The sequence below is a fragment of the Tepidibacter sp. genome, from assembly GCF_025210165.1.
Taxonomy (GTDB): Bacteria; Bacillota; Clostridia; order Peptostreptococcales; family Peptostreptococcaceae; genus Tepidibacter_A.
The window spans coordinates 93,052-115,163 of record NZ_JAOASI010000071.1 but is presented as its reverse complement, the minus strand read 5'-3'; the positions used below and the strand labels follow the sequence as shown (position 1 = coordinate 115,163).

Annotated in this window: 19 protein-coding genes; 2 read left to right on the top strand and 17 right to left on the bottom strand. The window is 28.2% G+C overall.

Translation table 11 applies throughout. The annotated features are described in order from the left end of the window. Nucleotides 1-175 precede the first annotated feature (175 nt). From N4A48_RS12055 to N4A48_RS12045, 3 genes are all read right to left on the bottom strand, one after another. Nucleotides 176-1,264, bottom strand: coding sequence for a hypothetical protein (locus tag N4A48_RS12055; RefSeq protein WP_293666332.1), 1,089 nt, complete (start codon nt 1,262-1,264; stop codon nt 176-178). Between the two features lie 519 nt (nt 1,265-1,783). Next, the gene (locus tag N4A48_RS12050) at nt 1,784-3,121 is read right to left on the bottom strand and encodes a LysM peptidoglycan-binding domain-containing protein (protein WP_293666330.1); all 1,338 of its coding nucleotides are present in this window, start codon (nt 3,119-3,121) and stop codon (nt 1,784-1,786) included. 110 nt (nt 3,122-3,231) lie between these two features. Beyond that, on the bottom strand, nt 3,232-4,896 hold the full coding sequence (locus N4A48_RS12045) for a ribonuclease J (protein WP_293666328.1): 1,665 nt from the start codon (nt 4,894-4,896) through the stop codon (nt 3,232-3,234). A gap of 118 nt (nt 4,897-5,014) precedes the next feature. On the opposite strand from N4A48_RS12045, the gene N4A48_RS12040 reads away from it, so the two are divergent. Next, entirely contained in the window at nt 5,015-6,211 is a 1,197-nt protein-coding gene (locus N4A48_RS12040) for an alanyl-tRNA editing protein (RefSeq protein ID WP_330665122.1), read from the top strand. 35 nt (nt 6,212-6,246) lie between these two features. Here N4A48_RS12040 and bioA read toward each other — a convergent pair whose 3' ends face one another. The 9 genes from bioA to N4A48_RS11995 all read right to left on the bottom strand — a co-directional run bounded on the left by bioA (nt 6,247) and on the right by N4A48_RS11995 (nt 16,173). Then, nucleotides 6,247-7,599: an adenosylmethionine--8-amino-7-oxononanoate transaminase gene (gene bioA, locus N4A48_RS12035; RefSeq protein WP_330665121.1), complete on the bottom strand. Its 1,353-nt coding sequence runs from the start codon at nt 7,597-7,599 to the stop codon at nt 6,247-6,249. Further along, entirely contained in the window at nt 7,592-8,332 is a 741-nt protein-coding gene (gene bioD, locus N4A48_RS12030; protein WP_293666324.1) for a dethiobiotin synthase, read from the bottom strand. Before bioD ends, bioA begins: the two co-directional genes overlap by 8 nt. A gap of 12 nt (nt 8,333-8,344) precedes the next feature. Next, nucleotides 8,345-9,325, bottom strand: coding sequence for a biotin synthase BioB (bioB, locus tag N4A48_RS12025; protein ID WP_293666322.1), 981 nt, complete (start codon nt 9,323-9,325; stop codon nt 8,345-8,347). A 35-nt stretch (nt 9,326-9,360) separates the two neighbouring features. Continuing rightward, nucleotides 9,361-9,945: a biotin transporter BioY gene (locus N4A48_RS12020; protein WP_293666321.1), complete on the bottom strand. Its 585-nt coding sequence runs from the start codon at nt 9,943-9,945 to the stop codon at nt 9,361-9,363. Nucleotides 9,946-10,107: 162 nt separating this feature from the next. After that, nucleotides 10,108-11,418: a hypothetical protein gene (locus N4A48_RS12015; protein WP_293666320.1), complete on the bottom strand. Its 1,311-nt coding sequence runs from the start codon at nt 11,416-11,418 to the stop codon at nt 10,108-10,110. 367 nt (nt 11,419-11,785) lie between these two features. Further along, nucleotides 11,786-12,607 (bottom strand): L,D-transpeptidase, encoded by an 822-nt coding sequence (locus tag N4A48_RS12010; protein WP_293666318.1) that lies wholly within the window; start codon nt 12,605-12,607, stop codon nt 11,786-11,788. 81 nt (nt 12,608-12,688) lie between these two features. Continuing rightward, nucleotides 12,689-13,906, bottom strand: coding sequence for a DEAD/DEAH box helicase (locus tag N4A48_RS12005; protein ID WP_330665120.1), 1,218 nt, complete (start codon nt 13,904-13,906; stop codon nt 12,689-12,691). Nucleotides 13,907-14,059: 153 nt separating this feature from the next. Next, nucleotides 14,060-15,496 (bottom strand): HAMP domain-containing sensor histidine kinase, encoded by a 1,437-nt coding sequence (locus tag N4A48_RS12000; RefSeq protein ID WP_293666317.1) that lies wholly within the window; start codon nt 15,494-15,496, stop codon nt 14,060-14,062. Further along, nucleotides 15,496-16,173, bottom strand: coding sequence for a response regulator transcription factor (locus N4A48_RS11995; RefSeq protein ID WP_293666316.1), 678 nt, complete (start codon nt 16,171-16,173; stop codon nt 15,496-15,498). The genes N4A48_RS12000 and N4A48_RS11995 overlap by 1 nt, the downstream gene beginning before the upstream one ends. 145 nt (nt 16,174-16,318) lie before the next feature. On the opposite strand from N4A48_RS11995, the gene N4A48_RS11990 reads away from it, so the two are divergent. Next, a complete protein-coding gene (locus tag N4A48_RS11990; RefSeq protein WP_293666314.1) occupies nt 16,319-17,374 on the top strand; it encodes a YkvI family membrane protein in 1,056 nt (351 codons plus the stop codon). Nucleotides 17,375-17,394: 20 nt separating this feature from the next. On the opposite strand, the gene N4A48_RS11985 is transcribed toward N4A48_RS11990, so the two are convergent. The 5 genes from N4A48_RS11985 to N4A48_RS11965 are packed head-to-tail and all read right to left on the bottom strand — an operon-like array spanning nt 17,395 to nt 22,038. Next, nucleotides 17,395-17,871, bottom strand: a complete 477-nt coding sequence (locus N4A48_RS11985) for a PTS sugar transporter subunit IIA (RefSeq protein WP_293666312.1) — start codon at nt 17,869-17,871, stop codon at nt 17,395-17,397. A gap of 11 nt (nt 17,872-17,882) precedes the next feature. Next, on the bottom strand, nt 17,883-18,638 hold the full coding sequence (nagB, locus tag N4A48_RS11980) for a glucosamine-6-phosphate deaminase (RefSeq protein WP_293666310.1): 756 nt from the start codon (nt 18,636-18,638) through the stop codon (nt 17,883-17,885). After that, on the bottom strand, nt 18,639-19,787 hold the full coding sequence (gene nagA, locus N4A48_RS11975) for an N-acetylglucosamine-6-phosphate deacetylase (RefSeq protein ID WP_334303771.1): 1,149 nt from the start codon (nt 19,785-19,787) through the stop codon (nt 18,639-18,641). A 35-nt stretch (nt 19,788-19,822) separates the two neighbouring features. Next, on the bottom strand, nt 19,823-21,190 hold the full coding sequence (gene nagE / locus N4A48_RS11970) for an N-acetylglucosamine-specific PTS transporter subunit IIBC (protein ID WP_330665119.1): 1,368 nt from the start codon (nt 21,188-21,190) through the stop codon (nt 19,823-19,825). Further along, nucleotides 21,190-22,038, bottom strand: coding sequence for a PRD domain-containing protein (locus N4A48_RS11965; RefSeq protein ID WP_293666306.1), 849 nt, complete (start codon nt 22,036-22,038; stop codon nt 21,190-21,192). The genes nagE and N4A48_RS11965 overlap by 1 nt, the downstream gene beginning before the upstream one ends. Nucleotides 22,039-22,112 lie beyond the last annotated feature (74 nt).

The window sequence follows — 22,112 nt, the reverse complement described above, 5'->3', positions numbered from 1 at the left end:
ATGCCTTTCTATATAGAAAGGCATAATTACAGACATACTCATATAAATACACAATAAAATGCATATTTAATATTTATCCATATTTACAACCTTCCTAGCCTCTCTGGACCAGCATTAAAGATTTGTTTTTATTAGTAACTATGATATCATTATAAACACTGTATGTCAATATATTTTAGAAAGGTAGGTCTTGGTATTCTATTATTTCAACTTCAATCCCTTTATCCTTTAGTTTTTGTATAAATTCATTCTGTTTGTATAAATTACAACCTTGCATACTAACTTTCTGTAAATTTTCAAGTTCAAATACTTTTGATGTATCACTTGAAGAAATTTCATATAAATATAATTCCTCAAGCTTTTTAAATTCTTCTATTCCATCAAAAGTAACTATCTGAGAATCTGCAAGACCTAGATTTTCTATATTTTTAGGTCCCTTAATACAATCTAAATTTTTCATATAGTCTATCCCTTGAATATCCAGTTTTTCTAGATTCGGAAATTTTTTCAAACTCTTCAACTCTCCATATTTAGGATATACTACTTCAAGATGTTTTAATGATTTAATTTCTTCTATAGATTCTAAATCATCTAAGTCCATATACCATATCATTAAATAGTTAAGCCCGTTTAACTGAGGTAACCAAGAAAAGTCTTTTATTTTATAAGCATCATCTATTGTTAATCTTTTAAGATTTCTAAAATATTCTATACCTTCTATACTGTTTATATGTGATGAATCATATATGCTCAGCTTTTCTATATTTTCTAAATCACTGGATTCAATCTTACCTTTTATGCCATATTCTTTTGATATATATCTTCTAAAATTTATATCCTTTATTATATTATTTGATTTTATCTGATAGTCAATGTAAAAGAATAATGTTAATATACATAACATAGCACAGCATAAAATTCTTATGTGTTTATCTATATTTGTTCTATATAAATAAATTAAGTACACTCCAAATATAGTCAGTAAAATCATATAATTTGGTATATATATTGAAAATCTAAACAATATATAATTTAATATCATGATAATAGAAATACTACATCTTATAAATATCCTTTTATATATACCTTCTCTTGAATCTTTACTAAGCTCACCTATAATAGAGCCTACAATAAGACCTATCCAAATATTAGGAAATTTTCCATCTGATGATAAATTCATATAAAATAGATGTACTATCATAAATACAATTAATATAATTGTACACCAAAACAACTCTTTTTTACTGGTTTTAATATCCTCCATAGTATCCCCCTTATTATATAAATCTTGTATCTATATAATACCATTATTTTTACTTTTTTCACCACAAGTTATATTTATCCGAAAGCTAAGAGTTCTAACACTCCATCCTTTTCAGGTTGGAGATGAGAACTCTACAACTTCTGGATAAGTTCAACTAACCTTCAGATGGAGTCACAAACTCCACCTGAAGATAAGTTTCACTTGATTATATTCTTTAGTTTTTAAATATGGTTTTAAATTCTTTAATTAGAATATGGAGGTAGGATTTTTTTGTGATAAAGTGCTAAATATAAAAAACTATCTATAAAAATATTAGCGAATACTTTTAGATATTTTGACTAATATAACTTGAGCTTTGTCGTTTAATAATACGTTAAGAAATTTGCGTGTCTGACCGTAGTGAGTTCGTAAATTTTAGAATTATTAATAAGACAAAACCTTAGTTATATTCAAAATATCGTTGTATTCGCGGTATTTTTATAGATAGTTTTGATAACCCATAGAACAAAAAAATATTTATTATTTTAATCCAGCAGCTATCTTAATATTTTCTTGATGATAATTATCTATAAGTCCATCCTTATGTCTAGTACTATTTAAAAAATGTATATCAAAATGACCATCAAAATTATTATCATGTATATATTGAATGCCATGAGGCATAAAAGACATTGATGAAGCTATTTTTCTTCCATCTACTTCAACCAAAATAGCTCTAGTATTCCACGAATATCCTCCCCATATTTCTTTTGCTATAGTAGCATCATTACTTGTAAGTGGTTCACAATCAGCATGATTTGCTCCTATAGTTCTTTTCACCATAAAGGTTCTTCCCGTATTTATATCTGTAACTTTAGCTACATCGTTAATAGTCATTACATACTGTGCCTCAGTCCACCAGTCTAGATATTCTCCATACTGGCTTCCCATAGTTTCTTTTACTGCTATATGATGAACTGGGATAGTTAGTTTTTGTCCTATATTAAGTATACTGTTTTGAGTCAAACCATTTGCATTTAATAGTTCCTGCATAGGAATCCCATAATAAATACTTAGATTCCATGTATTGTCACCAGATTGAACGGTATGGGTTGTATATGTTATTGTTGATTCTTTAGGTTGTACATTTTCTTTAAGATAGATTACTTGTCCATCATATATATTATCTGAAGATAAATTATTTATACTCTTTAAAGAAGCTACTGATATATTAAATATTTGAGATATTTTCCATAGAGTATCTCCTTTTTGAACTGTGTAACTAGTAACCTCAACACTTTTATTTGCTTGGTCTATTATAAGTTTTTGACCTATATATAGGTTATCAGTAGTTAGGTTATTATCCTTTTTTATTTTATCAACAGTTGTATTATAAGTCATTGCTAATTTATATAGTGTATCTCCTGATTTCACTAAATAAACATCATCAGATGGTATTTTCAAATTTTGATCAATATATATATTATCACTTGTTAAATTGTTAAAAGATTTTATTTCACTAATAGTTACTTTAAATTTGTTGGCAATAGACCATAAGCTATCTCCACTTTGAACCTTATAATCTATAAATGAGCTTTCACTTATATTTGATTGACTAGTAGCTGCAAATACCTGTGTGTTGGGAACGCTAAAGGATCTAATTAACATAGAACCTAGCATAACTTTGCACACAGCTATTTTAATATTAGGAAACTTAGTTTTTATATACTCTTGTATTTGCTCTACAAAATTTAAATTTTTATCTTCTATTATTTTATCTAGCTCATTTGCATATTCTGTATTTATGTGATTTAGATATATTTCTAATATATACTTTCCATTTTCCTGTTTTAATTTATGATTTTTAATAAACTCCATTTTATTCACCCCTGTATGTAATGATACCTTTATTATTTTCAATTTTATCTGCTTTATTCATGATTGAGCATATATGTACGAAAATAGCCTATTTAAAAATAGGCTATTTTCTAAATTTCCATTATTATAGGTATTACATAAGGTCTTCTCTTTGTCTTTTCATATAAATATCTCTCTATTGACTTTTTCATATTTCTTTTAAGAGCATACCACTCTGTTATATTGTTTTCTAAGCATTTATTAAGCTCTTCATTTGCAATTTCTTTGACTGAATTTATTAGTTCCTCAGATTCTTTAACGTATACGAATCCTCTACTTATTATATCTGGTCCTGCTATTACGCTATGAGTCTCTTTTTCTATTGTTACAACTATATTCATCATTCCATCTTGAGCTAAATTTTTTCTATCTCTAAGAACTATATTACCTACATCTCCAACGCCTAAACCATCTACAAATAAGCTTCCAGTTCTAACTTTATCACCTTTTTCTGCTTTATCACTTGATAGTTTTAAAACATCTCCTGTTTCTAATGTAAATATATCATTTCTGTTCATTCCAAGTTTATTTGCAAGGCTTGCATGATGTTTTAAATGTCTGTATTCTCCATGAATAGGCATGAAATACTTAGGCGTAGTTAAGGAATGCATAAGCTTTAATTCTTCTTGAAACGCATGTCCAGATACATGAACATCTTCTAAATCCTTATATATAACATCCACATTTTTTCTATATAATTCATTTATAACTTTAGCTATAAGCTTATCATTCCCAGGTATTGGAGATGCAGATACTATATATAAATCATTTGGTTTTACCTTTATCTGTCTGTGATTGTCAAAAGCTATTCTAGAAAGACCTGCCATAGGCTCTCCTTGACTTCCAGTTGTTATTATAGTTATATTCTCATCTTCATAATCATCTATTTCATCTACATCTATTATATATTCGTCTGGTATATGAAGATATCCTAAATCTCTTGCTACCTGAGATATATTTACCATACTTCTTCCACTAAATGCTACCCTTCTATTGTACCTTATGGATGCATTTATTATTTGCTGCATTCTATGAACATTTGAAGCAAATGTAGCCACTATAACTCTTCCTCTTGCACGTCTTAAAATTCTAATTAATGTCTCTCCTATTGATTTTTCTGATAGTGTATGTCCTTTTCTCTCTACATTGGTGCTATCAGCCATAAGAAGAAGTATTCCTTCATTTCCAAGTTCTGCAATTCTTTTTAAATCCATAGGAAGATAGTCTATAGGTGTATAATCTATCTTAAAATCACCTGTATGAAGTATAATTCCTACAGGTGTATGAAGAGCTATACTGCAAGAATCTGCGATACTGTGTGTAGCTCTTATAAATTCAATTTTAAAATTATTAAGTGTAACAACATCTGAAGCATTGACTGGATTAAGAGTACAGCTTGATAATAGATTATGCTCTTTAAGTTTATTTTCTATTATTCCAAGTGTCAGCTTAGTTCCATAAAGCGGAACATTGAGTTGTTTTAGTATATATGGTATAGCTCCTATATGATCTTCATGCCCATGAGTTATAAATATCCCTTTTACCTTTTCTTGATTTTTTAATAAGTAGCTTATATCTGGAATTATCATATCAACTCCGTACATATCTTCATCAGGAAAAGCTATACCACAATCTACAACCACAATCTCATCTTTGTATTCAAATGCAGTAATATTCTTTCCTATTTCTCCAAGTCCTCCTAGAGGAATTACTTTTACACAGTTTTCATTTTCCATTTTTAATTCTCCTTTTTAAATTAATTAATATTATAAGTTTTCCTTATTGAAAAATCTTTATTCAAAAACATATCTACTTATAGTAAAATGATATCTATACACTGAAGGAGGGATTATGTTGGAAAAACTTTTTTATGAAGATCAGTATCAGAAATCTTTTACTGCAAATATATTAAATATAATTGAGAAAGAAGATAAATACCATATAGAGCTAGACAAAACCTGCTTTTATCCAGAAGGAGGGGGGCAGCCTAGTGATACAGGGTTTATAGAGGATGCTAAGATAACTTATGTATACGAAGAAAACAACCATATATATCATGTTGCTGATAAAAAAAGTAATAAAAAAAATAAAGTCAAATGTTCAATAGATTGGGATAGAAGATTTGACCATATGCAACAGCATCTAGGTCAACATATTCTATCAGCATGTTTTTTTAAATTATTAGGTGCATCTACTGTTGGATTTCATTTAGGAAAGAATCATTGTACTGTAGATATTCAAAAGTTCTTAGATAAATCTGACATAGAGAAAGTTGAAAAATTTGCAAATGATATAATACTTCAAAACATATCGTTAGAATTTTTATACCCTACAAGATCAGAGCTTAAAAAAATGAATATAAGAAAGATGCCTTCAAATGTAGATGGTCCAATAAGAATAGTTAAGATCGACGATCTTGATATTAATGCCTGCTGTGGAATTCATCCAAGTTCAACTATTGAGGTTCAAGTTATAAAAGTAGCTAAGTGGGAAAAATACAAGGATTGTACTAGAATAGAGTTTTTATGCGGCAATCGTGCTGTTAAAGATTACTTTGATAAAAGCGAATTTACATCTACGGTATGCTCTTCTTTAACTTGTGATACTGAGGCGGCTTTAATTCAAATAGATAAGTTAACTAAAGAACTTAAAAAGACTTTATCTGAAAACAAAAAATTAAAATCTGAAATAGCGGACTATGAAATACAAGATATGCTTAGAAACTGTGAGGATACTAATGGAATAAAAATTATAAAGAAGGTTTATGATAATGAAAGTGTAAAAACTGTAAATCTTATAGGTTCTAAGCTAACTTCTTTTGAAAATGTTGTAGCTCTACTTGGAGTTAAAGGCGAGGATAAATCTAATTTACTATTTATGAAATCTAAGAATATAAAAAATAGTAATATGAATGAATTGTTAAAAGATGCTATTACACTTATAGATGGCAGAGGTGGTGGAAATGAATTTTCTGCTCAAGGTGGTGGAAAGCAAGGTAATAATATAGAATCTGCTCTTGATTATGCTTATATGAAAATTTTAAATTCGTAGATTAACTTAAGTAATAGGAAAGTTATACTTTTCTATTACTTAAAAAATCCCAGTATAGAATCTCTTGCTGTATTAACCATTAAATCCATTTCTTTATCACTAATAACATAAGGCGGCATAAAATATATAACATTTCCTAATGGTCTTAGTAACACGCCTTTTTTAAGAGCTATTTTATAAATCTGATAGCCAACTCTGCTCTTCCAGTCAAATCCTTCTTTAGTTTCTTTATTCTTAACAAGCTCAATAGCTCCTATCATACCTAATTGTCTATATTCTCCAATATGCGGTAATTCATCTAATATATTTTCTACTTTTTCTCTTAATAAATTAGATTTAATTATATTTTTTTCAATAATCTTTTCATCTTTAAATATGTTAAGTGTTTCAACTGCAACAGAACATCCTAAGGCATTTCCAGAATAACTGTGACTATGTAAAAAAGCCTTTAACTTTGAATAATCATCATAAAAAGCATTATATATCTTATCTGTCATTAAAGTTAAGGCTAAAGGCATATACCCTGCTGTTAAGCCTTTAGATAAGCACATAATATCGGGTGAAATGTTTGCATGCTCACACGCAAACATCTTTCCTGTTCTTCCAAATCCTACTGCAACTTCATCAGCTATTAAATTAACATCGTATTCATCACATAATTTTCTTAATTTTTTTAGATACTCTGCAGAGTATATTTTCATACCTGCTGCTCCTTGTACCATAGGTTCTATTATTATAGCACTTATTTCTTCATGTTGTTTATCAATAGTGTTTTCCATATTTTCAAAGCACTCAGCTTTACAATTTTCTCTATGTAATCCATATGGACATCTATAGCAATCAGGTCCTTGTACTTTAATAACATCTAGTAACAAAGGATTAAATACCTTATTATAAAGATCAACATCACAAACTGATAATGCTCCAAGTGTTTCGCCATGATAAGCATCAGATATCTTAACAAATTTTGTCTTTTTGTTCTTTCCTATTTGCTGATGATATTGAAAGCTCAACTTTAAAGCTATCTCTACTGCTGAAGATCCATTATCACCAAAAAAAATCTTGTTTAAACCATCTGGTGTTGCATCCACTATTTTTTCGGCAAGCTCAATAGCTGGTTCATGAGAAAAATTTGCAAGCATAACATGTTCAAGTTTGTTAGCCTGATTATACAAAGCTTCATTTATTCTTTTATTGGAATGCCCAAATAAGTTTACCCACCAAGATGAAACAGCATCTATATACTTTTTCCCATTCATATCCTCTAAAAAAACACCTTCTCCTCGTTTTATAACGATAGGGTCAAATGTCTCATAGTCTTTCATTTGAGAACATGGATGCCAGATATATTTTAAATCTTTTTTTTGAAGTTCATTCATCCTATTCATTAAAATCTCCCCTGTCTTTAATTTTAAATACTCCCAATAATTTATTTATATCTAAATTTTTATCAAATTCTTTTCTTGATTTTAAAACAAAATCTTCTTTTTCATCTAAATCTAGGTTACTTATTATAGAAATTACATCTAATCCTGTTATTGATTTAATAACTTCTATATTATCCTCTTCATAGTAAGTGCCAGTATATTTATTTATTATTAAGCCTTTTATTTTTATTCCTAAGCTTTTTAAGAAGTTCACGGTTAATACAGTTTGATTAATAGCTCCTACTCCTATTGTTGTTACTATTAATACAGGAATATTCAAATCTTTTACAAGATTATAAATGTAATATTCATCTCTTATTAACGGAACTATACTTCCACCGGCTCCTTCTACTATACAAAAATCGTATTTTTCATATAGCTTTTTATAGTGATTTATTATTTTATTTTTATCTATACAAGTATCTTCTATTTCAGATGCAAGATGTGGAGATACAGCTTCTTTAAAACAATAGCAGTTCATTGTTTCATAATCTTCACTAATATCACATATATTTTTTATAAAATCAATATCTCCCGATATTAATTTATTATCTTTTAATATTCCTCCACTTTGCACAGGTTTAAAGCTAATTGCATTAAAATTATTTTTTCTTAAAATATAGTTTATACCTGCTGTTACAAAGGTTTTTCCAACATCAGTATCAGTACCTAATATAAAGATTCCTTTATTCAAAAGAATTCCCCCTTATATATCTAATCCAGCATTAATTATCATTTTTTTATCATTTTTCACATTACTTCCTATCGTAGTTAAAAAATTTCCTACTAATGCAGCATTAATTCCTGCATTAAAACCTAGGCTTTGTTTATCTTTTAATGCCATTCTACCTCCAGCATATCTAATATATGAGTTAGGTATAATATACCTAAATAATGCCATGCTCTTAATAATTTCTAATGGTGATATTACTTCTAACTCTTCGTATGGAGTTCCTTTTATAGGCATTAATATATTAAGTGGTATCGAGGTTATTCCTAAAGATTTAATTTCAAATGCCATTTTCACTCTATCCTCTTTAGATTCTCCCATGCTAAAAATTCCACCACAACAAACTTCAAGACCTACTTTCACAGCATTTTTTATAGTTTTTATTCTTTCTTCATAATCATGAGTTGTGCATATATTTTTATAGTTATCACTACTAGTCTCTACATTGTGATGATATGTACTTACACCTGCTTGTTTAAGCTTTGATAATTGTTCAAATGTTAATATGCCATGCGATGCACATAACTTAAGATTTGTATCTTTATTTAGTCTTGTATATATCTCTACTAATTTATTCATTTCCTCATCGCAACCTATACCTCTGCCGCTAGTAACTAATGAGAATTTATGTACTCCTAAAGCTTGAACTTCTAAAGCTCTTTCTAAAATTTCATCATAGTTTAATAGACTATATTCTGTAACCCCTGTATTGTAATGAACTGATTGAGCACAATACTTACAATCTTCAGAGCATCTGCCTGATTTTGCATTCATTATTGTGCATAAGTTAGCTTTATTTCCTACATATTTTTCTCTTATTTTATTAGCTCCTAAAAAAAATAGATCTAGAATTTCTGTATTTTTTTCATCAATATTAATCATTTTTAGCGCTTCGTCATAACTTATTTCATTTCCATCTAAAATTTTCTGGGTTACTTCCTCAATAAATTTTTTCATATTATATCATTCACCTCAATATATAGCTAAATTAATTATTCCGCTTTATCTTCTAACATTTGATTTTCAGCAAGAACTGTTCTTCTTATTACTGGTATTACACGAACAGCTGAGTAGGCTATTATTACACTAAGAATTAAATCTGAAGTTATATATGGTGTAAATCCTGCTGCTATTGCAGATTTTACTGACATTGCTTTTCCCATATAAACATTAATTATCATATAAAGGTAAGAAACACCCATTAAATAAACCCAAAATAATCCCATTAAAACTGGTTTAAGTATATTAATGAAAGTGATATTTTTCAATTTCTCAGTTAATTTTCCAATTACATAAGAGCAGATTATAAATCCTAATAAATATCCAAATGTAGGCTGAAATATATATGTAGGTCCTCCTCCATTGGAAAAAATAGGAATTCCTATAAGTCCAATAATAACGTATAGTAATTGTGAATATAATCCATGCTTAGATCCTAAGAAAACTCCTGAGTATGCACAAAATAAATACTGCAAAGTAAATGGAACTATTGGTGTAGGAATTTTTATAAATGCACCTATTGCCGTTAAAGCTGCAAACATAGATATTAAAATCATATCTCTAGTTTTAATTTTCATATTATTATTCTCTCCTTTTAGTACATATTTGTTATGTTGTTATTGTACATAGTTTATTCTTAATTGTCAACCTCGATTGTTTTTAAGTTTACATTCTCTGTTTTGTAAACAAAAAATAATACCAACTTTCTTTAAAAGTGGTATTATTTTAAACATTCAAATCTAATCTTTAATTTTTTCATAGTCTCTAATATCAGTTCCATAATATTTAAGACTTCCATCATATCCATCAAATACAGCTACATATACTATATCATTATATTTTATATGAACCTCGTACTCAATTTTTCCTTTTTCATTCGCAATAGTTATAATCTCTAATATCTCCCCATCTATTTTGTTCTCAATATTTTTTTTGGTTATAGATGCAGGAATTATATCTTTATTTGAATTACCTAGATAAAAATCAGTTATTATTTTATTTTTATTTATAGTTATATCTATCTTATTACTTTCAAGATAAATATCATTCTTTTTTTCTATATATCTATAGGTTACTTCATCTATTATGTTTTCTTCTTCATCATATCTTATATCTTTATCATATAAGTATACACTATCGCTGAACTTATTTACTATATTTTGAGCTGTGTTATATAGACTCTGTTCATTATATTTTTTATCAGAAGCATACATTGTATATCTAACTGTGCTTATTTTAATCGTTTTAGTTGATTTATCGTACTTCACTTGATATTTTGGCTTATCGTGGAAATTATTTTGTGACTCGAATTCTTCTTGAGGAGTATTAAATACATACTCATTTTCATTATTATTTTTGAGATTAAGTTCAAGAACATCATCTCGTATAACCTTTGAAAATACATCTTCACAATATTTCTTTACTTGTTCAAAATCATCTTTCATGTTTTCATTTACTTCATTTTTCAATTTATAATCTATAAGAATTTTATATTTTTCTTGTTCTAAAATTTCGTCTGCTTTTTTAGAAAATTCACGTTGTTTTTTAATTATTTTTTTCAATATTTTTTTCTGATAATCATAATCAAATACCTTTTCATCATACAATTTGCCCATTATATATTTACATTCTTTTAAAAGTTCATTGTTGTACTCTTCAAGTATTGTTAAGTATTGTCTTTCTGCATCATCTATTATGCCATCCTCTAATATAAGTTCTATATTTTTATTTAAATTTAAATATACATATATATGATTATTATTATTATAGTGTTTTCCATCTATATCTCTTGCCATATAATCACATCTTAAGTAGCTTCTAATTGCCTTTCTAGATATAAATTCTTTGTTATTGTAATTATCCTTAAGAATCAAAATACTAGATATATTTTTATTTAAACCTTGAAGCTCTTCTTTAAAATTTTCAAAATTATAATATATATTTTCATTAACAGCATTTTTCATATCAAAGTATTGATTAGAAGAATAAATTGAAAGTAATACCAGTAAATCTATTATAATTATGGCTATTTTATTCTTACTCAACTTCATACAATAATCCCCCCTTGGAATTTCAGGTAGAATTATTATACCATATATTTACACATCCTTAAAATTCCATATGTTATCCATAGTTATTTTTCAATTATATTTATGGCTTTAGTAAGAATACTATTTTCTTAAAATCTAATCAACTCTACTTACAAAATCAAGGGGATTTAAATGTTAGGGAATGATTTAAATATTTTTGTATAAAACTTGTATTACAGCGTTTGAATATCCGTTAAGAAAGTTCGTTGTTTAACCAAAGGGAGTTTAGAACTTTTAGGATATTCAATAAGATGTAATGCTTAGTTTTATTAAAAATATTTAACACATGAACGGTATTTTAATCCCCTTGATTTTGGATCTAAGCACATCAATTTATATGAACAGCCGTATTATTAATCACATTATCATATATCCACTTCGCATCCTCAATACTAAGTCTTATACACCCATGAGATAAAGACTTCCCAAGTCTTGAATCAACTATATTTTCTCCTTTTGAATCAAATAATATCGAATGAAAATAATAATTTCCATAAAATCTTACTTTATATTTAGCTTTTACCTGTTTATTATATGAAATAAGCCACGGTGCCCTACTCTTAATAGTAAAATCCCCCTTTACAGTAGGAGTAGATGCTTTACCATCTGTGCAAACCATCTTTTTTTCTATTTTCCATTCTTTATCCTTACCTTTGAATGTATATACCATATTCTTTTTTGTATCTACCCATATAAGTCTATCTGTTGCACTAGTTAAATTCTTAGTTTCATTTACATAAGTTTGTAAATTTTCTATCTCGATTTCCTCTGCTGTTTTTACCTTAGTAGGCTCTAATTTTATTTTATCAACTACATTGACCTTTTCAGATTCACAAGTTACAATATTCCCATTATCATCTTTAATACTAACCCCTACATAATAAACGCCTTCACATGTAGCAGGATATTCAAATACATTACTTTCACTATAATCTTTTGTGTAAATAACATATGAATCCTTTAATATGCTCCACTTATAAGTTACATTACTTTCCTTAGATAAAGCTTTAAATGTAAGTAAATCTCCTTTAACAGCTGTCTGTTTTTCAGTAACAATATTTACATTTGTAATAGCGTCCGAATAAAATGATGAGGACAAAAAAAATATAAACACCAATAAATATAATATACATGATTTAGATTTAATCATTTCATTTCTCCCCTTTGTAAAAAAATTTATATTGTAAATATATGATGTTTATATTTTTTTATAACTAATATATTATTTTAGCTATCTTCTACTTCTTTTCTTTTTATTAAAGTTATTACTCATTTTAGAAAAATCTCTTTTTTTAGGCTTAGATGCTTTTTTAACCTCTACGAAAGAATTTTCACTACCTTCTTTTTCGTATCTTTGTTTTTGTATCTTCATCTCAATTCCCTGCTCTATATCAGCAAGTGTTCTTTGATCCTTAGGTGCAACAAATGTAATAGCCACTCCATCTTTACCCGCACGTCCTGTTCTTCCTATACGATGTATATAGCTATCTGCATCCTCTGGTACATCATAGTTAAATACATAACTCATACCTTCTATATCAAGACCTCTAGCAGCTATATCAGTCGCTACTAAAAACTGTAGCTTAAGATCTCTAAACTTCTTCATTACTCTTTGTCTCTTAGCTTGGCTTAAATCTCCATGAAGTTCATCACAGTCATATCCTCTTTCAATTAAAGTTTCATTAAGCTTTTGAGCACGAAGCTTTGTACGACAGAATATTATAGCCATAAAAGGTCTATGCTCATCTATAGCATGACAAAGTGCATCCTGCTTTAATCTATCAGTAGTCTCAATAACTATTTGTTGTATTTCATCTAAAGTTACCTTCTTACTCTCTATCTTTATAAATTCAGGTTTTCTCATATATCTTCCTGATAAAGATTTTACTTTTTTAGTTAAAGTCGCAGAGAAAAACAATGTTTGTCTTGACTTGTTGCTGTTATTGATTATTTCTTCTATTTCATGTAAAAATCCCATATCAAGTATTTGATCGGCTTCATCAAGTACAAGAGCTTTTAAGTTTTTGAAATTTATAGTCTTTCTTCTAAGATGGTCTTCAAGTCTTCCAGGTGTACCTATTACTAAATGAATACCACCCTTTAGCTTGTTAATCTGTTTTTCAACATCTTGACCACCATAAGCTGCAAGTATATTAATCCCTTTAGCTTCTTGTAATTTTTTTGCCTCATTAGTAATCTGAATAGCAAGTTCTCTTGTAGGTGTAACTATTAATCCTTGTACCACACCTTTATTATAATCAATCTTTTCTAATATAGGAAGTAAAAATGCAAGTGTCTTACCCGTTCCTGTTTGTGCTTGAGCCATTACATCCTTTCCTTTTAATATAACAGGTATACTATGTTCTTGAATAGGTGTAGGCTCTGTTATTCTATTTTCTTGTAATACCTTTTCTAATGCTTTGCTTATCCCAAGATTTGAAAATTTCATAATAAGTATCATTCCTCTTTTAATTTATATTTAAAGCATTAATATCCCAATTATTTGTATACAGGATTTATGAAATAAATATAATTTATTCTAATCATAAATCCCATATACGTTTTCAATGCCAAAGTTTATTTTAACATAAATTCACCCATTTTATAAAGTTTTATCTACATTAAACCAAAACATAACTCCATTTTCGACGTTTAAAGTACCATATTCATTTTTATGTAGTTCTTGAATAGCCCTTACTATGGATAATCCAAGCCCATATCCACCATATTCTCTCGTCCTTGCCTTATCTACCTTATAAAAGCTAGTCCATATCTTATCTATATCAGGTTTTGATATATGTTTTCCTGAATTGAACACACCTACTCTTATTTTTTCATTGTTTTCATTTACTATTATTTTTATAATATTATTTTCACCAACATGATCTATTGCATTATTAATAAAATTAACTAAAATCTGCTCTATTCTCATATTGTCTGCAAAAACATTACCTAAATAGCCTTTATCAAGTTTTAAATCTATATTCTTTTTATAAAATATATTTTTATATTTATTAATTGTTTGATCTATAAGATCACATATATTAAATTTTGTCTTTTCCAATTTAAAATATCCAGACTCTATTTGAGAGAGATTTAAAAGATCTTTAACTAGAAAATCCATTTTCTTAGCCTCATCTATTATTATATCACAATAAAACTCCTTGTCCTCCTCACTTTCTATAACATTTTCCTTTAATCCTTCGGAATATCCTTGTATCAAAGATATAGGAGTTTTGAGTTCATGTGAAACACTCGATATAAACTCTTTTCTCATATTATCTATTTTTCTCTTTCTTTCTATATCTTCTTCGAGCTTTTGATTTTCTTGATGAAGACTTGATATAGCCTTATCTAGTTCACTAGATAGATAGTTTATATTCTTACCAAGCTCACCAAACTCATCATCTGTATCTAATATACATTTTTGAGAAAAATTGAGGTTTGCAATATTTTTTGTTATATTATTTATATACAGTACAGGCTCAGTAAATTTCTTAGAAAAAACAAAAGCCCATATTATCCCTATTATTATAGCTAATAATCCAGTAAATACCATAAATTTATTAGCAATACTTGCACTTTCTGATATAGCTGGCATAGGAATTTTAAGTATCAATATGTCTTTATTTCTTAAAATAGTTCTAAGAGCTAAAAAATCAATATTTAGTTTTTTATCAGATTGTAATTCAAATACATACTTTTTGTTAGTACTTATCCTTCGTTTTTGAATAATAGGATTAAATGCCCTTTTTTCATACCTTCCAGCTGAGATATACTTAATATGCCTATTAGGACCTACTATACGAATATTTGCACCTATCGTATTTCTTATAATTTCAAGATTTATGTATATATCCTCTATATTACCCGTATATATATGATCTATCTTTTTACTTGCTTCTATTAAAATATTTTTTTTCTGATTTATATAGTATTTTTCAAGTAAAGTAGAATTAAGTCCCCATAAAAGAACTACAAATATAACCACTATACTTACTATTCCTATAAATAGTTTTGTTCTTATTGATTTTTTCATTATTTTTCAACCTCAAATCTATATCCTACACCTCTTACCGTACGAATTAAATCACTTTGACCCTCAAGCTTTATTCTAAGTCTATTTATATGAGTATCAACAGTTCTAAGTTCACCAAAGTAATCATATCCCCATACATTATTAAGTATTTGCTCTCTACTAAGTGCAACTCCTTTATTATTTATCATATATAGCAATAACTCATATTCTTTAGGGCTTAGCTCTGTCTCCTTACCTTCTATATAAACTACTTTAGCATTATCATCAATTTTTAACTCTTTAAATACTTGAATATCTTTTTTTTCTTCTTTACTTCTTCTAATAAGTGCATTTACCCTTGCTACTAATATTTTAGGGCTAAATGGTTTTTTTACATATTCATCAGCTCCCATTTCAAATCCAAATAATTCGTCAAACTCTTCACTTCTAGCTGTAAGCATTATTATAGGTACACTTGATTTACTTCTTATCTTTCTACAAACCATCCACCCATCGTATTTTGGCATCATAACATCTAGTATTACTAAATCTATATCATTTTCTCTTTCAAATATATCAAGAGCCTCTTCTCCATCATTAGCCTCTATTATAGAGTATCCTTCTTTTTTCAAGAAATCAGATACTAACTTTCTCATTCGCTTCTCATCATCAGCTATTAATATCTTTTTTATTTTCATTATTCCCTCCAGTTAATTAACATATATTTTTTAGTACAGCTGAATTTTTATCTTTATATAAATTATACCCTATATAACTAAGTATTAATATATTTGTATTTAGATGCATAAACTTAATGATAGAAATTATATAAGGAGGTCTATTGTGAAAAATAACTCATATATAAAAATTGCCAGTATTTATGTTGGTACTATAATAGGTGCTGGGTTTGCTTCTGGACAAGAAATTATGAACTTTTTTGGTAAGTTTGGACTAAATGGTTTAATAGGTATAATAATAGCAACAGTGTTATTCTGTTTAATAGGCAGTATAATACTTTTAACAGCCTATAACAGTGGCATGTATAGCTATAATGAACTTTTAGAGAGAATATTCGGAAAGAGTATAAGTATTATAATAGATTCTTTTATAATACTATTTTTAATAGCTGGATATTGTATAATGCTGGCAGGAAGTGGTGCTATATTCAGCGAGCAGTACAATATAGATAATAATATAGGTATACTAATTATGGCAATAGCTACATTTATAACATTTATCTTTAGTGTAAAGGGATTATCCACTGTAAATACTATAATTGTTCCTTTTTTATTAATTTCAATAATATATATAGGATTAACCGTTATTTTGAACGAAGGTATAAATATAAGTACCTTAAACTATATTAATCTAAATCATAATCATAAATTCATAATATCATCAGTTACTTATGTTGGTTACAATATGATACCTGCTTTAGTAATACTCACTTCTGTGGGTTCTTTAGTCGATAGTAAAAAAACAGCAATTAAGGGAGGAGTACTTGGAGGTTTATTTCTTGGAATATTAGCTTTTTTTATACTAATGCCATCTCTTATACTTTATAGTGATGTATCTGCTTCAGAACTTCCAATGCTGAATATATCTAGCTACTCAGATTATAGGGGAAAGTATTTATATTCAATAATACTGTGGTTTGCAATGTTTACAACTGCAATAGGAAATGGTTTTGGAATTATAACTAGAATAAAACAAATGTTTAATATAAGTCAAATAAAGATATGCTTTTTATTCTGCTTCATATCTATATTCTTGGCTAAATTCGGATTTTCAAATTTAATAATGATTTTATATCCTATATTTGGATATATAAGTTTTTTAATAATGATATTTGCATTATTGAAGTTTGTATATGAAAACCTATACTATTATTTAAAATAGCATGGGTTTTCATACTCTATTTATTTTTTCAAAGTTATACTTATAACATTTTCTATATTTTTGAAATTCTTATGCATACTTTCTATTTTATCCATGTTAGTTATTATTATAGGCGTTATAGTATCTTTGCCGTTATTTTTTATATATTCTAAATCTACTTCTACAATAGCATCTCCTTTTTTAACCCATGTCCCAGCTTCTAATATCCTTTTAAATCCCTCCCCCTTTAACTCCACAGTATCAATACCTATATGAACTAATATTTCTAATCCTTCTTTAGTAGTTATCCCAAAAGCATGATTTGTCGGAAATATTTGAGTAATTTCTCCATCACAAGGTGCTACTGCTTTATTGTTAGATGGTATTACAGCCACCCCATCTCCTAGCATCTTACTAGAAAACATATGGTCATTCACCTTTGTTATATCTACAATTTCTCCTTCAAATGGAGATTTTATAGTAATTTGCTCCTTACTATTCTTAAAAAAATTAAACATCTAGTCCCCTCCTATAAATACTGCTTATCTATTTCTTCTAAATTTAATTTTGAACCTGCTTCCTTCTCTATTACGAATATAACATCTGGATGAAGTTGAAGTACTGATGCAGGTAGATTAGGTGTTATATTACCGTATATAGCCTCATATATACATTCTGCCTTTTCTTTTCCACTTGCAAGAAGTACTATCTTTTTAGCTCTCATAATAGTCTTAATTCCCATGCTTATTGCTCTTGTTGGCACCTTATCTATCGAATCAAAAAATCTAGAATTGTCCTTTATAGTTTGTTCATCTAATTTAACCATATGAGTTAATGCTTCAAATTTAATATCAGGTTCATTAAATCCTATATGACCATTCCTACCTATCCCTAATACTTGAATATCCAATCCGCCTTTGTCTCTTATTTTCTTTTCATAATTTAGACATTCTTCATCTATATTATCAGCCATACCATTTGGTATATTTGCATTTTTTAAATTTATGTTCACCTTTTCATATAAGTTTTTTTTCATATAGTAATAGTAGCTTTGTTCATTATTTTTATCTACATTAATGTATTCATCTAAATTAAATGTAGTTATTTTTTCAAAATCTATATGACCATCTTCATAAGCTTTTACAATTTGTTTATACATTCCTATTGGAGTTGCTCCAGTAGCTAGTCCTAATACACTCTTTGGCTTTAATATTATCTGGCTTGCTACTATATTAGCAGCTTTTTTACTCATATCATCGTAATTGTCAACACATATAATCCTCATTTATATCACCTCATATAAAGTATCTCCATTTATTATCGTTTTTAAAATTTTTATATCTTCATCAAATATTACTAAATCTGCTACTTTTCCTATTTCTATACTTCCTATTTGATTATAAAGGCCTATAAGCTTAGAGGGGTTGACTGTTACCATATTAATAATCTCATTTATTTTGCACTTTGTATTATCCCTTATATTCTTAACTGCATTGTTCAACTTCAATATGCTTCCAGCTAATGTATTGTCTTTAAGCCTTGCACTTATTTCATCTACTATTACCTTTTGTCCCCCAAGTTCATACTCTCCACATTTCATGCATCCAGCTCTCATAGAGTCAGTTATTAGTATTACTTTTTCTTTCTTATTTATATCTATAAATGATTGAAATATTCCTTTGTGAACGTGTATAGTATCAGCTATTATCTCACAGTATATATCATTTGCAAATAAAGCTCCTATAACACCAGGCTTTCTATGATGAAGTCCTGTCATGCCATTAAATGCATGAGTTACGTAGTTTACTCCATTTTTAATAGCATCTACTGCTTGTTCAAATGTTGCATCAGTGTGTCCCATAGATAAAACTACATTCTTATGTCGCTTTACTTTTTTCATAAACTCAAAGTTTTCATCTTTTTCTGGTGCAAATGTTATTATTTTTATTATATCTAAATATTCTTTTATGAAATCATAGTCAGGCTTTATTATATATTTTTCATTTTGTGCACCTTTGTATTTAGGATTTATAAATGGACCCTCAAGGTGAACTCCAATAATTTTTGCACCATTAGTAATTTTTATATTTCTTATATTATCAAGTGCCTTTTTTATATCCAACTTTGACATACTCATAGTAGTAGGTAAATAAGATGTTACTCCATTTCTTATTATGGTTTTTGATATAGTATTTAAAGCTTCATTTGTAGCATCCATAGTGTCGTATCCACCAGCTCCATGTATATGAAGATCTATAAAGCCTGCACTTAAATAGTTTCCTTTAGCATCTATAACACTGTCAACTTTCCTATTTTTAAATTCATTATTACTAACTATATCCACTATCTTATTATTGAAAATAATAACACTATCTTCCAAAACTTTATCTTCTAATATGATTTTTGAGTTTATAATAGCCTTCACTACAACCATCTCCTATTTTAGCTTTAGGTTAAAGATGAAGAAGCTTATATAAGCTTCTTCATTCTTGAAGTTAAAAGTTCAACCTTAGTTCCAACTACAACTTGCATACTCTTATTATTAACTTTTATAACGCCTGATGCTCCTAGTGATTTTAATTTATTTTCATCTACTTTTGAAGTATCCTCAAGTACAATTCTAAGTCTTGTTATACAAGAATCTAGTTCAACTATATTTTCTTTTCCACCTAATGCCATTAGATATTCACCTGCTAATTTATCCATATCATTATTTTTATTAGAATTATCAGATTCACTATCATTTACTATATCTTCTCTACCTGGTGTTTTAATATCGAATTTCTTTATAGCAAATACGAATATAAAGTAGTAAATTACAAAGAATGCTATGCCTACAGGTATTAACATCCATCCATCTGTAGCTAAATTCATGTTTACAAAGTAGTCTATTGCACCTGCTGAGAATCCAAAGCCGTGGCGAATTCCAAGCATATAAGTTACAGCCATAGATAATCCTGTTAAAATAGCATGTATTATATATAAAGCCGGAGCTATAAACATAAACATAAATTCAAGTGGTTCTGTTATTCCTGTTAAAAAAGAAGTAAATGCTACTGATACTAATAATCCTCCTACAACCTTTTTATTTTCCTTTTTAGCACAAGTGTACATAGCAAGTGCTGCTGCTGGAAGACCAAACATCATAACTGGGAAAAATCCTGTCATGAATATACCAGCACTTGGATCTCCTGCAAGAAATCTATTTAAATCTCCTGTTACTCCATTAAAGCTACCAAATACAAACCAAACTATACTGTTTATAATGTGATGAAGACCAGTTGGTATTAATAATCTGTTTAAGAATCCAAACACAAACATCCCTGCTGCTCCTGCTCCAATTATCCAATTACCTACAGAATCTATTCCAGCTTGAATATACGGCCATACATAACCAAATATAAAACCTAATATTATACAAGTAAATGCTGTTACTATAGGTACAAAACGTTTTCCTCCAAAGAATCCTAAAAAATCAGGTAATTTAATATCATGATATTTATTGTATAATTTACCAGCTAAAATACCTGCTATCATACCTCCTAAAACACCCATATTAATACTATCATTAATAGACTTAGCACAACCATCTAAGACAAAGTATCCAACTGCACCTGCAAGTCCTGCAGCCCCTTGTGAATCCTTAGCAAATCCAATAGCTACTCCTATTGCAAATAATATAGCTAAGTTATCAAATACTGCACTTCCTGCTGCCGTTATAAGTGGCATATCCCATAATACTCCAAGTCTTAATAGTATAGCTACAACTGGCATTACAGCTATAGGTAACATCAATGATTTGCCTAGTTTCTGAACTTTACCAAACACATTATTCATTATAATTCCTCCCCTTTTAATCTTTCAATATGGATTGCCATATAACCTAACTCTTCTTCTAACACCTTAATCTCATATTCATCTTCTATCTTTTGTTTTATTTTTTCTATTATTTCAAATGAATCCTTAAGCTGTTCCTTTATATTGCTCAGAAGTGGATTTTTAATAGTTTTCTTATTTTTTATTCTATTTAAAGCACCTTGCAGGTGATTTATCAACCTTCTGTATTCATAATCTGTCTTTATGATTTTTATATTAAGACCATCCTCTATAATACTTACTATCTCATTTAGTATTCTTGTACTTTTAACTGTCTCTTTTACATTTATATTTTTTCTAGCAGAATGAAGATGCATAGCTATAAATCCAATCTCTCCTTTTCCTAAATCAATGTCTAAATTTTCTTTTATAATCCTTATTCCCTCACTTGCAATCTTAAATTCCTCAGGGTAAAGTATGTTTATCTCATCTATAAAAGGATTTGTTATTTCAAGACCAGAATTTACCCTTTCAATAGCAAATCCTATATGATCTGTTAGTAAAATGTGTATATGAGAATTTAAATCACCTAATTTTTTTTCTGCACTATCTATTATTTTTTCACTTATCTCTATTACCTTAGAATCTGTACTATTTACAATTTTAAAATAATCATTAGTCATTTTGTCATCGTAAGTTACAAATGCTTTTTCTATACTATCTCTTGAAATATATGCTTTTTTATTTTCCTTTTTACCAAATCCTATGCCTTTACCAAGCAGTATTACCTCTTCTTTGTTGTCAAGATCAAAAGCCAAAATTATATTGTTATTGAAAAGCTTTAATACTCTAAAATTTTTCTTATCCAAATCCACACCCCCCATCTAAATTTTATAAACAAAAATTCGTCTACTCGCTAACGCGCTGACTCATGTCGTCAACG

Bases quoted from the DNA above. Each gene is read 5' to 3' on its own strand.
- N4A48_RS12000 (WP_293666317.1), bottom strand. From the start codon at position 15,496: ATGAAAAAATCAATAAGAACAAAACTATTTATAGGAATAGTAAGTATA.
- N4A48_RS12020 (WP_293666321.1), bottom strand. From the start codon at position 9,945: ATGAAAATTAAAACTAGAGATATGATTTTAATATCTATGTTTGCAGCT.
- N4A48_RS12005 (WP_330665120.1), bottom strand. From the start codon at position 13,906: ATGAAATTTTCAAATCTTGGGATAAGCAAAGCATTAGAAAAGGTATTA.
- nagE (WP_330665119.1), bottom strand. From the start codon at position 21,190: ATGAATAATGTGTTTGGTAAAGTTCAGAAACTAGGCAAATCATTGATG.
- N4A48_RS12010 (WP_293666318.1), bottom strand. From the start codon at position 12,607: ATGATTAAATCTAAATCATGTATATTATATTTATTGGTGTTTATATTT.
- N4A48_RS12050 (WP_293666330.1), bottom strand. From the start codon at position 3,121: ATGGAGTTTATTAAAAATCATAAATTAAAACAGGAAAATGGAAAGTAT.
- N4A48_RS12015 (WP_293666320.1), bottom strand. From the start codon at position 11,418: ATGAAGTTGAGTAAGAATAAAATAGCCATAATTATAATAGATTTACTG.
- nagB (WP_293666310.1), bottom strand. From the start codon at position 18,638: ATGAGGATTATATGTGTTGACAATTACGATGATATGAGTAAAAAAGCT.
- N4A48_RS11985 (WP_293666312.1), bottom strand. From the start codon at position 17,871: ATGTTTAATTTTTTTAAGAATAGTAAGGAGCAAATTACTATAAAATCT.
- bioB (WP_293666322.1), bottom strand. From the start codon at position 9,325: ATGAAAAAATTTATTGAGGAAGTAACCCAGAAAATTTTAGATGGAAAT.
- bioA (WP_330665121.1), bottom strand. From the start codon at position 7,599: ATGAATAGGATGAATGAACTTCAAAAAAAAGATTTAAAATATATCTGG.
- N4A48_RS12055 (WP_293666332.1), bottom strand. From the start codon at position 1,264: ATGGAGGATATTAAAACCAGTAAAAAAGAGTTGTTTTGGTGTACAATT.
- N4A48_RS11995 (WP_293666316.1), bottom strand. From the start codon at position 16,173: ATGAAAATAAAAAAGATATTAATAGCTGATGATGAGAAGCGAATGAGA.
- N4A48_RS12045 (WP_293666328.1), bottom strand. From the start codon at position 4,896: ATGGAAAATGAAAACTGTGTAAAAGTAATTCCTCTAGGAGGACTTGGA.
- nagA (WP_334303771.1), bottom strand. From the start codon at position 19,787: ATGGTTGTAGTGAAGGCTATTATAAACTCAAAAATCATATTAGAAGAT.